We start from the raw sequence: 12,417 nt of genomic DNA, 5'->3' as shown, positions 1-12,417 counted from the left end.
ATGATAACGACAGACCAGCTCAATGCCCTGCTGGAGCGCAAGACTGCGCTGAGGAGGTATCTTTGACGTCGATAGCCGACGTATCCAATTAGAAGAAGAAGAGCTTCGCACGGCAGACCCTTCCTTCTGGGAAGATCGCACCCGTGCTGAAGCCCAGATGCGCAAGGTCAAGGACCTTCGCAAGTGGATCGCCTACTACGACGAAGCTGAGCGTCTCGTCGAGGAGGTAGCCCTCGCCCTTGAGTATTATAAGGAGGAGATCACCACCGAAGAGGAAGTTGATGATGCCTACAGGCGTGCCATCCATCTCTTCGAAGAGGTCGAGCTTAAGAATATGCTTCGTGCCGAGGAAGACAACCTTGGAGCCGTACTCAAGATCAACGCTGGAGCTGGCGGTACCGAGAGCCAAGACTGGGCTTCAATGCTTGCCCGTATGTATGCCCGCTGGTGCGACAAGCAGGGGTATAAGACCACGATCACCAACTGGCAGGACGGCGATGAAGCCGGCATCAAGACCATGACCATGCAGGTCGAGGGTGATCAGGCTTATGGCTTCCTCAAGAGCGAGACGGGCGTACACCGCCTCGTACGTATCTCCCCCTACAATGCGCAGGGGAAGCGCATGACGAGCTTTGCCTCCGTCTTCGTCGTACCTCTGGTAGACGATACCATCGAGGTGGAGGTCAATCCCGCCAATATGAGTTGGGACACCTTCCGCTCCAGTGGTGCCGGTGGGCAGAACGTCAACAAGGTCGAGACTGGGGTACGCCTACGATATAAGTACAAGGACCCCGACACGGGCGAGGAAGAGGAGATCATCATCGAGAATACTGAGACCCGATCGCAGACCGACAACCGAGAGAATGCCCTTCGCCTCCTACGCTCGCAGCTCTATGACAAGGAACTTGAGCGCCGCCGCAAGGCTCAGGCCGAGGTCGAGGCAGGGAAGAAGAAAATCGAATGGGGTGCCCAGATACGTAGCTACGTCTTCGATGACCGCCGCGTGAAGGACCACCGCACAGGCTACCAGACCTCGAATGTCACCGCTGTTATGGACGGAGATATTGACGAGTTCATCAAGGCCTACTTGATGGAGTTCGCAGGAAAGGACGAGGAATAGTTCTTTAATTCACCACGACTATTGGCATAGAATAGCCCCCGCTTAGAGTTCAGCTTCTAAGCGGGGGCTTTCGTATGAGAGAGGTGCAACGACCATTTCCTCCAAGCGGGATAAACAATATGAGACTGTTGCGGGAGAGTGCTGTCCTCTATTTAGAGTGCTAAGGCATAGCACGCCCAGCTCCCCGATATGCCTCTCCGAAGTGATCAGGAAAGCCCTTCGCCTTATCGCGAGTATTCCTCTTATTCAGCGTAGGGAAAAGCATCGTTCTCGTAAAGGAAAAAGCGCCTTCACGTAGTGGTTTTCCTCTGTCTATGTACGTAGTCTTAAAGACCAGGCATGTAAATCCAAATATCCACGCACGTAGATATTAGAGCCACGTACGTAGCCCAAACTTGTCTGCTACTCGTCCACAACTTTTATCCCGACGCGGAGCAACAACCTAATATAGGTCAAAGCAGCGACCAATATTGGTTCATATCATAGGTCTATACGACAGCCGAAGTTGAGCAGCAGATGAGTCTTCTTTGATCAAGCTTATAAAGAGCCTCCATGGCATACTGGATCCCCTTCCGTTATGGCAAAATTGCCCGACCTCGAGGAGCTGAATCAAGGTAAGCAGGAAGGTAGCAGATAAGAATTCCCTCCAAAGTATGGCTACATCGCAGAGCTGGGGCGCTTGGTACCGTTTATTTGACTACCTTTGTGCCGACTATTAAAGGTGTTATCAATCAATAAAGAACAATAATGCTACAGCCAATTAGCAAAACTATCACACTGCCCGATGGTAGAGAGATCGTCATCGAGACAGGGAAATTAGCCAAGCAGGCTGACGGTTCCGTAACCCTTCGCATGGGGAATACCGTCCTGCTGGCCACTGTATGCGCAGCCAAGGATGCCAATCCTGGGGTTGACTTCATGCCCCTCCAGGTCGAGTACAAGGAGAAGTATGCCGCTTTCGGTCGCTTCCCTGGTGGCTTCACGCGCCGCGAAGGCAAGGCTTCTGACTATGAAATCCTGACTTGCCGTCTCGTAGACCGTGCCCTGCGTCCCCTCTTCCCAGATGACTACCACGCCGAAGTCTTCGTCAATGTCATTCTCTTCTCTACGGATGGTGTAGATATGCCTGATGCTCTGGCTGGGCTCGCTGCTTCTGCAGCCCTCGCCGTATCGGACATCCCCTTCAACGGTCCTATCAGTGAGGTACGCGTCGCCCGCGTCAATGGCGAATTCATCATCAACCCCACCTTCGAGCAGCTCGAGTCTGCTGACATCGAGCTTATGGTAGGGGCTACCCTCGATAACATCATGATGGTCGAAGGGGAAATGCAGGAAGTCCAGGAGGCTGAAATGCTCGAGGCTATCAAGGTAGCCCACGAAGCCATTAAGGTACAGTGCCAGGCTCAGCTCGAGCTCAGCGAAGCTGTAGGTAAGCTCGTCAAGCGCACCTACTGCCACGAAGAGAACGACGAAGACCTGCGCAAGGATGTACACGACTCTTGCTATGCTAAGGCCTACGCCGTAGCTGTATCGGGTACCGACAAGCACGCTCGTGCTGAGGCCTTTGATGCTATCGTAGAGGAATACAAGGCTAAGTTCACCGAAGAGGAACTCGAGACGAAGGCTCCCCTCATCGCTCGCTACTACCACGATGTCGAAAAGGAAGCTATGCGCCGTGCTATCCTCGACGAAGGCAAGCGCCTTGACGGTCGTAAGACCACCGAGATCCGTCCTATCTGGATCGAAACGGATTACCTGCCCGGACCTCACGGCTCTGCTGTCTTCACCCGCGGTGAGACGCAGTCTCTGACGACAGTCACGCTGGGTACGAAGAGCGATGAGAAGCTCGTCGACGACGTACTCAACTACGGTAAGGAACGCTTCCTCCTCCACTATAACTTCCCACCCTTCTCTACGGGTGAAGCTCGCCCACAGCGTGGTGTCGGCCGTCGTGAGATCGGTCATGGGAACCTCGCTCACCGCGCCCTCAAGCGCATGCTCCCCGCTCAGTACCCCTACGTAGTCCGTGTCGTCTCCGACATCCTCGAGTCTAATGGCTCTTCTTCTATGGCTACGGTATGTGCTGGTACACTCGCTCTGCGTGACGCTGGTGTACCCATCGCTAAGCCCGTATCGGGTATCGCCATGGGTCTGATCTCTGAGAACAAGGGTACGAACTACGCGATCCTATCCGACATCCTCGGTGACGAAGACCACCTCGGTGATATGGACTTCAAGGTAACGGGTACCGCTGACGGTATCACCGCTACTCAGATGGATATCAAGGTCGATGGTCTTAGCTACGAAATCCTCGAGCGTGCTCTGGCACAGGCTCGCGAAGGTCGTCTGCACATCCTCGGCAAGATCCTCGAAGCTCAGCCCGAGACTCGCGAAGACCTCAAGCCCCATGCTCCTCGCATCGTGACCCTGCGTATCGGCAAGGAATTCATCGGTGCAGTCATCGGCCCTGGTGGTAAGATCATCCAGGGTATGCAGGAGAAGAGCGGTGCCTCTATCAGCATCGAAGAAGTGGATGGCGTCGGCGTAGTCGAAATCAGCGCCTCCAACAAGGATGCTATCGATACGGCTGTCGGCCTCATCAAGGGCATCGTCGCTATGCCTGAGGTGAACGAAGTCTACCAGGGTAAGATCTCCTCGGTCATGCCTTACGGCTGCTTCGTAGAGTTCCTCCCCGGTAAGGACGGTCTGCTCCACATCTCTGAGATCGACTGGAAGCGCTACGAAAAGATCGAAGACACGGGCCTCGAAGAAGGTCAGCAGATCGAAGTCAAGCTCATCGACATCGACCAGAAGACGGGTAAGTTCAAGCTCAGCCGTCGTGCTCTGCTTCCCAAGCCCGAAGGCTATAAGGAGCCCGAGCGTCGTCCTCGCCCCGAACGTGGTGAGCGTCGTCCTCGCTAATTAGCATCTAATAGAGGAGGCTCACCCTCCCCTTCACAGAGTCGCAATTTCACAAGAGTAGCCCCCAGATATCTCCACTGAGATGGGGTATCGGGGGCTATCTTCTGTAAGCGTTTCGTCATGTACGGAATTATTGCGTACTTTGCATATAGAGAACATACACATAACCATAGTACATAGAGACATTATGAAGCAGTATATCGGTATCATCGTGATGCTCATCGGGGCTCTTCTTCAGCTCTTCACTTACTTCACGGACCAGGTAGAGAATGCTAACCTCTTCCTCGGCACGGGGCTTACACTCGTCGTCCTCGGCTTTCTCGGTCACATCTTCATCAACAAGAAGGCGTAACCACCGGACCCAAGAAGTACATCACTCCCATAGCGAGCTGTCCAGCAGAGGCTGGACAGCTCGCTTTATTTTAGCCCAAAGGCTATGCTCCTGCGATGTCTACCGCCACGGCATGGCGTGATTTAAGTTATCTTTGCATTCAAGTCAATACAAACAGATAGTATGAAACGACGACTTTATATCCTCCTCCTTCTCATCACGTGCAGGCTACTTGGTCTGGAGCTCTCCGCACAATGGCGTGCTGATAGCATCTCGGGCTACAGCCAGCGCACACTACAGATGCGAGATGACTACGCAGGAGCTGTCATAGCTACACTCATCCGGCACGACCGCACTACTCCCTCTAAGCGTGCCCTACTCTACGTACACGGATACAATGATTACTTCTTCCAGGCCGCTATGGGAGATAGTATCGCTCAGCATGGGATTGACTTCTATGCTCTTGATCTCCGCAAATATGGGCGCTCTATCCTCCCTCATCAAGATGCCTTCGAGGTACGCAACCTACGGGAGTACTATGAGGAACTGGGGGCAGCACTGAAGATCATCCGTGAGGAAGGTGCCGAGGAGGTCTACTTGATGGCACACTCGACAGGTGGGCTCATCACCTCCCTTTATCTTGCTGACACGAAGAATCAAGATAGCATCCGGGCCTTCATCCTCAATAGTCCTTTCTTTGACTTCAACTTCTCGAAGGCCGAGGAGAAGATCGTCCTTCCCCTACTGACCGCCTCAGCTGGTATAGCTCCAAGCAAGGTCATCAGCGGAGTATCCAAGTCGCCCGACCTCTATGCCCAGTCATTACTCTCCCGATATCACGGGCCATGGGACTACGACACGCATCTAAAGAAGGACTACGGACACCCCATCCGCCTCGGCTGGCTTCGTGCTATTCGTCGTGGGCATAAGCGCGTGCAGCGTGGTCTACAACTCCCGATGCCTATCCTCCTGATGAGCTCAGATAAGAGTATCCGCGCTAAGGGCGCATGGCAAGAAGCCTTCGGTAAGGCTGACCTCGTGCTGGACGTCGAGGATATACAGCGCTACGGGAAGAAGCTTGGCCCTCAAGTCGAGGCACACCGCATCCCCAACGGCCTCCACGACCTTTTCCTCTCGAGTGACTCCACCGCTTACGCCACGGTCTACCGCACGCTCTTCACATTCCTTGACTCACTTCACTCCACATCACATCCATAGCCTCATGCCGGATCTCGATAGCTTCGACATACGCGATCAGTCTACGCTCTCCACAGAAGAGCAAGATATCGATCGTGCACTCCGCCCCCTCTCCTTCGACACCTTCCGTGGACAGGACAAGGCGGTAGAGAACCTCAAGATCTTCGTACAGGCTGCGAAGATGCGCTCCGATGCACTGGATCACGTCCTCCTCTACGGCCCTCCAGGCCTCGGGAAGACTACCCTATCCCATATCATCGCAGCCGAACTCGGTGTCGGTATCAAGATCACCTCAGGCCCAGTGCTGGACAAGCCTGGAGACTTAGCTGGGCTTCTTACCTCACTTGAGCCCAATGACGTGCTCTTCATCGATGAGATCCACCGCCTGAGTCCCATCGTGGAGGAATACCTCTACTCGGCTATGGAGGACTACCGCATCGACATCATGCTGGATAAAGGTCCCAGCGCACGCTCCATACAGATCGACCTCAATCCCTTCACGCTTGTGGGCGCCACGACCCGTAGTGGGCTCTTGACCGCCCCCCTGCGCGCTCGCTTCGGTATCAATCTGCATCTGGAGTACTACGACATCGAGACGCTCGCAGACATTGTCCACCGCTCGGCAGATATCCTGCAGACGCCCTGCGTCGCCAGTGCTGCCGTCGAGGTAGCCTCTCGCAGTCGCGGTACGCCACGTATCGCTAATGCGCTACTTCGCCGTGTGCGTGACTTCGCCCAAGTCAAGGGTGACGGTCGTATCACCAAGGAGATCGCTTGCTATGCCCTTGAGGCCTTAAATATCGACCGCTACGGGCTTGACTATATCGACAATAAGCTTCTCGGAGTGATCATCGATAAGTTCGCTGGTGGCCCCGTTGGACTGACGACGATCGCTACCGCATTGGGCGAAGATCCTGGCACGGTGGAGGAAGTCTACGAACCCTACCTCATCAAGGAAGGCTTCATCAAGCGCACGCCCCGTGGCCGTGAAGCCACGGACTTAGCTTATAGTCATCTGGGGAGGAAGCCCCGCATCCGCCAAGCGGGGAGCTTCTTCGATGACGACAATTACTAAGGGCATACGACCACCACAATGAGTAGTACACTTACCTCACTAATCAAGGATACAGCAGTCTATGGCCTGAGCAGCATGTTCGGGCGCTTCCTGAATTGGCTCCTTACCTTCGTCTACGTCCGAGTACTCATCACCGAGGAATTCGGGCAGATGACTAACCTCTATGCTTGGACAGCTATCTTGATGATCATCCTCACCTATGGGATGGAGACGGCATTCTTCCGCTTTGCGAACAAGCATGAGCAGCCTGCTGACGTCTATTCGACGACCCTATGGTCACTTGGGGTAACCTCCACGCTTTTCGTACTACTCGGCTGGCTCTTCCTCGATCCCTTAGCGACAGTGCTCCACGTCGCAGAGCACAAGGATCTCCTGAGCTACCTCCTCATCATCGTCGCCAGCGATGCCTTCATGGCCATTCCGCTGGGCTACCTCCGCTACGAGCAGCGCCCTTGGTGGTTCATGACCGTACGTATGAGCTTCGTCGGGGCGACTATCCTCCTGACGCTCTTCGCCTTCTACGGTGTACCTGCTCTCAGCGAGTACATCCCTATACTTGGAGAACTCCATCCCAGAGAGCACGCCCTGCAGTATATCTTCGGGATCAATCTGGTGAGCAATGGCCTGCAATTCCTCCTGCTCCTCCCCACCCTGCGTAAGGCTACGGGGCGCTTCGACAGCAAGCTCCTTCGCTCTATGCTTCGCTATGCCCTGCCAATGCTCCTCTTAGGCTTAGCGGGCAACTTCAACAACCAAGCCGACAAGATTCTCTTCCCTCTACTCTTTGAGGACTCCCACTACGCTAATGCGCAGCTGGGTATCTACGGAGCTTGCTACAAGCTGGCTGTAGTAATGATCCTCTTCACGCAGGCCTTCCGCTACGCTTATGACCCCTTCATCTTCGCCGAGAAGAAGAAGGGTGAGGATGCTGCTCGCCGAGCTTACTCCTCGTCGATGACGTACTATGTACTCTTCACGCTCTTTATCTTCCTGGCGGTGATGAGCTATATGGATATCTTGAAGCTCCTCATCGCTCCAGCTTATTACCCTGGGCTCTCTGTCGTGCCATGGATCATGGCAGGGCAGTTAATGTTCGGCGTGTACTTCAACCTCTCTCTCTGGTACAAGGTCACCGACCGCACACATTGGGGTGCTATCCTCTCGATCGTAGGCTGCGCACTGACGGTACTACTCATCGTCCTGCTGGCTCCCCGCTACGGCTTCATAGCCTGCGCATGGGCATCAGTAGTAGCCAATGGTGGCGTGATGCTCTTCTCTTACGCCCTCGGCCAGCACTACTACCCCGTGGACTACGACCTGCCTCGACTCGGACTGTACACGCTCCTTACAGGCGTACTCTACGCTGCTGAATGGGCCATCGCACAAGCCCTCCCCGATGCTCCCATACTCCGTATGGTAGCCAATACACTCTTGCTACTTATTTTCGTCGGGATCATCTACCGCTACGAAGTACCCAAGGGTGCCCTCGTCGCTCTAAGAAAGAAGCTTCTCAAGAGATAAGACTCCCCCTCTCTAATAAAGCAAGCCCTATATCACCAGTAGCATCTAAGCTGGTGACATAGGGCTTACTTGTTTGCGCCACTGAGAGGTGTAAAAAGGAACCAGTACTGGTCAGCGAAGCGACCAGTACTGATCCGAAGCGTGAGCAGTACTGGTCGATATTAGTTACCAGTACTGGTCGCAATGCGGAGCAGTACTGGTTCGTTTCACAGCCTATAGTGAAGTCGGCTAAGTAGACCTATGGGAGGGAAATCAAGGCTCTCAAAATGGGGTGTATATGAAAGCAGTTAGCCCCCGATCCAATGTCTTGGAATCGGAGGCTAATCGTTTTCTACTTCTGAAGAAGCTGAAGGCTATTCCTTTGTCGTATCAATATCGAAAGTACGACGTCGCAGCTGGAAGTCCTTACCCAAGTACTTCTCACGCACGATCTCATTCTCGGCCAACTCCTCAGCAGTCCCCTCGAAGAGCACCTTCCCCTCGAAGAGGAGATAGGCACGGTCGGTGATACTAAGCGTCTCGTAGACGTTGTGGTCAGTGATGAGGATGCCGATATTCTTGTGGCGAAGCTGAGCTACGATGCTCTGAATATCCTGCACAGCGATAGGGTCAACACCAGCGAACGGCTCGTCAAGCATGATGAACTTCGGGTCAATGGCCAGACAGCGAGCGATCTCAGCACGACGGCGCTCACCACCCGAGAGGCGGTTGCCTGCGTTCGTACGTACCTTTTCTAAGCGGAACTCAGCGATGAGCTCCTCAAGACGTGCCTGCTGTTCCTGCTTCGTTCGATTCGTCAGCTCCAGCACCGAGAGGATATTATCCTCGACACTGAGCTTACGGTAGATCGAAGCTTCCTGAGCCAAATAACCGATACCTGCTTGTGCTCGGCGGTAGACGGGATACTTCGTGATATCCTGGTCATCGAGATAGATACGCCCTTCGTTAGGAACGACCAGCCCGACCGTCATGTAGAAGGTCGTCGTCTTCCCTGCACCATTAGGGCCTAGTAGCCCGACGATCTCCCCCTGTCCGACTTGTATTGAGACGTGGTTGACGACCGTACGCGAGCGATAGCGCTTGACGAGGTTCTCTGTGCGAAGTATCATTGTCGAAAGCTGTATAAAAGCCTCTTCGGTTTGTGGGGACTACTTCTCGCGGTTTGCGCGACCCGTAGCAAAGGCTTCGATAGCAGCAGCGCTCATACCCATAGAGCTGAAGCCACCATCGTTGAAGAGATTCTGCATCGTGATCTTGCGCGTCAGGTCGCTGAAGAGCGTGATACAGTAGTCTGCGCAGTCGTTAGCGTCGGCGTTACCCAGAGGAGAGAGGTCTTCTGCGAAGTCGAGCAGGTCAGACATACCCTTGACACCGCTACCAGCAGTCGTGACCGTAGGAGACTGAGAGACCGTGTTGATACGGACACCCTTGTCACGACCGTAGATGTAACCGAAGCTACGAGCGATAGACTCTAAGAGGCTCTTGGCATCAGCCATATCGTTATAGCCGACGAAGGTACGCTGTGCAGCGATATAAGTAAGAGCGACGACAGAGCCACCTTCTGCGATAGCGTCGAGCTTCTTAGCTACCTGCAGCATCTTGTGGAAAGATACAGCCGAGATATCGAAGGTCGTCTGGAGCATCTTGTAGTCGAGGTCATCGTAAGCACGACCCTTACGGACGTTGGGGCTCATACCGATGGAGTGGAGGACGAAGTCAACCTTGCCGAAGCTCTTCATAGCTTCCTGGAAGACAACTTCGAGTTCTTCTTCCTTCGTAGCGTCAGCGGGGACGACCTTAGCATTGAGCTTCTGGCCCAGCTCATTCAGCTGGCCCATGCGAACAGCTACAGCGGTGTTGGTAAGGATGATTTCTGCGCCTTCTTCTACAGCACGTTCTGCGACGCGCCATGCGATGGACTGTTCGTTGAGAGCACCGAAGATGATCCCCTTCTTTCCTGCTAAGAGATTATAGCTCATAGTTGTGATTCCTTTATCTGTTAAATAACCATTAATGATATATAGCACAAAGATACGCTTTTTGTGCAGAGCACCCATCTTTTGCCAATTACTCTCGGCGGGAAGGAGCTGAAGAAGTAGGCAGAAGTACCTAAGAATGCAGCCGGAAGTACCTGAGAAAGCTCTCAGAAGTATCTCGACTTCGCTCCGAGAGTAGAGGTACTTCCTACTCATTCGAGGGGAGGAAGGGGCGGATTTTGGAGGCATTAGGGTCACCACATATCGGTATTTTCCAGCGGATATAGACACGGAGGGAGGACTTCATCTACCTTTGTAACCCCGCTGTGGAAGCACTCTCCGCGGCGGTCTCTTTTACCTCAATACATATCTATCCTACGGATGAAACGAACCAATACTTACCTGACGAGTCTGGCCTTAGCACTTTGCCTCGGACTCCCCGCCTGTAAGCAGGAGAACGGCAACGAGCCAGACACCAAGAAGCAGGAGCAAGTGATGCCAACTATCAGCTATCAGCTCACCCTGCCCAGTAGTACCGATGAGATCATGCCCTCGGAGCTGGAGACGCTTCGTAAGCTCTTCTCGCGAAATGGCCTCGAAGCCGACATCGCCTCCAATGACCCGACGAAGTGGACGCAGACACATCTGGCGGTGAACTTCATCAAAGACACCGACGGCAAGTACCACGTCCTCCAGCTTTTGACTGGTACACAGGGCTTCTCGCCCATCACTTCCCTCGACTTCCTCTCGACGGACCTCCTGCCTGAGCTCACACATATCACCCTCATTGCCCCCAAGCTCGAGAAGGTACAGCTGCAGCACCTGCCGAAGCTCACGGATCTCAGCCTCACGGGTACAGCTGGTAGCCAGGCCGCCACACTCAGCCAGCTCAGCTATGAGCTTCTTGAGTCGCTCGAGCGTGTCGTCATAAAGGACTTCCCCAAGCTCGCCACCACCAACGATGATAATGGCTCCTTCAAGCTCCCTGTAGAAATGCGCAATGCCGCCGGCGAAGCTATTGACCGCCTGCCGAAGCTTTCTTCGCTTGAGCTCTCAGGTCTTCCCGCCATCACAGACCTCTACATCGAGCCCCTTCACACGACACTTCAGGGCGGTGTGAGCTTGAGCGGCCTCACGAATCTCGATTTGCTCAAGGCCAGCCATGCGAAGTTCGCCAACCTGAATTTCTCCGCAAAGGACTACCCCAACCTGCGCTACCTGACGCTTCATCATGTAGAAGCCTCGTCGGCGACCTCCGTTCAGCTCTCTGCTCTGCCGAAGCTCAGCCTCTTTGACATCAGTCATGCCGAGGGGATCACTAAGGCTGAGATCAGCGAATGCTCTCAGCTCAGCGCGCTGACTATCGAAGGCACGAAGGTAACTGCCCCTACCCTCTCCGCCCTTCCTTCGCTCAAGCGCCTCACTCTTGAGGAGAATGAGATCGCTTCGCTCGATCTCTCGGCCTTCACTTCGGTCAAGACCGTCAGCCTGGCGCACAACCGTCTGACAAATTTGGCTTCGGTCAAGCTCCCCTCTGGTATCGAATCGCTCAACCTCAGCGGGAATGAAGAGCTCGCCGAAGCTGATCTTCGCCCCTACACTTCCCTGCAGTCCGTCCTCATCATCGGGCTGAAGCGCGGTGCGACAGCTCAAGACCACGACCAGCGTGGCAAGCTTTCCACGCTGCGCATCGAAGGTCTCAAGCAGCTTGAAAGTCTTCGCGTACCCAATAATAGCATCAAGAGCGTCTTCGTCGAGGGCGAAAGCTACCCTGCACTGGAGACACTTGACCTGAGCTATAATAGCCTGACGCCCGCAGCCTGCATCTGGACCTACGCCATTCTGGGGCCACGCAAGAAGGATGCAGAAGACTATGACCGCTCGATCAAGCAGAGTAAGGTCAGCTTGAAGCCTGCGATCTTCGAGGGGCAAGCTCCATTCGACGTCGTGCTTGATGCCAATAAGGACTTCTCCTACGCTGACGTGGCGCAGGCTCTCAAGGCAGCTCAGTTCGATCCTTCCTCTACAGACTACCTCTTTATCCTGAGATACGGGACAGAACTCACTTCATCGGCTGCCTGGATCACGGGGGACGGCATCGATACGACTAAGTTCACCTGGTCTTTCTCCAAGCGTGGCGAGTATAACTTCCGATTCAAGTTCGGGACGTACTTCGTCTTAGACGGCGTATTCCCTGCTGAAGGCTTCACAAGTAAGACCTTCAAGAGCAAATAGACGCTGCAGCGCCCGATGGGACTCAGCGCAAGTAGCCCCC

General features: G+C 54.2%; 9 protein-coding genes. 7 read left to right on the top strand and 2 right to left on the bottom strand.

Annotated features, from left to right (window positions below):
• From prfB to HMPREF1323_RS04015, 6 genes are all read left to right on the top strand, one after another.
• Positions 1-1,120 (top strand): peptide chain release factor 2 gene (prfB, locus tag HMPREF1323_RS04035; protein WP_156795197.1). Its coding sequence is split into 2 segments (ribosomal slippage): positions 1-63 and positions 65-1,120, totalling 1,119 coding nucleotides; the frame shifts between segments, so codons are not numbered across the junction.
• A 747-nt stretch (positions 1,121-1,867) separates the two neighbouring features.
• Positions 1,868-4,042, top strand: a complete 2,175-nt coding sequence (pnp, locus tag HMPREF1323_RS04030) for a polyribonucleotide nucleotidyltransferase (RefSeq protein WP_009432979.1) — start codon at positions 1,868-1,870, stop codon at positions 4,040-4,042.
• A 187-nt stretch (positions 4,043-4,229) separates the two neighbouring features.
• Positions 4,230-4,394: a hypothetical protein gene (locus HMPREF1323_RS09230; protein ID WP_009751898.1), complete on the top strand. Its 165-nt coding sequence runs from the start codon at positions 4,230-4,232 to the stop codon at positions 4,392-4,394.
• Positions 4,395-4,556: 162 nt separating this feature from the next.
• On the top strand, positions 4,557-5,591 hold the full coding sequence (locus HMPREF1323_RS04025) for an alpha/beta hydrolase (protein WP_009432989.1): 1,035 nt from the start codon (positions 4,557-4,559) through the stop codon (positions 5,589-5,591).
• A gap of 4 nt (positions 5,592-5,595) precedes the next feature.
• The gene (gene ruvB, locus HMPREF1323_RS04020) at positions 5,596-6,645 is read left to right on the top strand and encodes a Holliday junction branch migration DNA helicase RuvB (protein ID WP_009432914.1); all 1,050 of its coding nucleotides are present in this window, start codon (positions 5,596-5,598) and stop codon (positions 6,643-6,645) included.
• 18 nt (positions 6,646-6,663) lie between these two features.
• Positions 6,664-8,166, top strand: coding sequence for an oligosaccharide flippase family protein (locus tag HMPREF1323_RS04015; protein ID WP_009433211.1), 1,503 nt, complete (start codon positions 6,664-6,666; stop codon positions 8,164-8,166).
• Between the two features lie 353 nt (positions 8,167-8,519).
• Here the strand turns inward: HMPREF1323_RS04015 and lptB are convergent, their stop codons facing one another.
• On the bottom strand, positions 8,520-9,275 hold the full coding sequence (gene lptB / locus HMPREF1323_RS04010) for an LPS export ABC transporter ATP-binding protein (RefSeq protein WP_009433088.1): 756 nt from the start codon (positions 9,273-9,275) through the stop codon (positions 8,520-8,522).
• Between the two features lie 39 nt (positions 9,276-9,314).
• On the bottom strand, positions 9,315-10,145 hold the full coding sequence (locus HMPREF1323_RS04005; RefSeq protein WP_044114258.1) for an enoyl-ACP reductase FabI: 831 nt from the start codon (positions 10,143-10,145) through the stop codon (positions 9,315-9,317).
• A gap of 378 nt (positions 10,146-10,523) precedes the next feature.
• On the opposite strand from HMPREF1323_RS04005, the gene HMPREF1323_RS04000 reads away from it, so the two are divergent.
• Positions 10,524-12,377: a leucine-rich repeat domain-containing protein gene (locus tag HMPREF1323_RS04000; RefSeq protein ID WP_009433210.1), complete on the top strand. Its 1,854-nt coding sequence runs from the start codon at positions 10,524-10,526 to the stop codon at positions 12,375-12,377.
• The last annotated feature ends 40 nt before the right edge of the window (positions 12,378-12,417 follow it).

It is taken from the genome of Porphyromonas sp. oral taxon 279 str. F0450, from assembly GCF_000292995.1.
Classification (GTDB): Bacteria; Bacteroidota; Bacteroidia; order Bacteroidales; family Porphyromonadaceae; genus Porphyromonas; species Porphyromonas pasteri.
The sequence above is the reverse complement of the archived record's forward strand: the minus strand, read 5'-3'. Positions and strand labels throughout refer to the sequence as shown.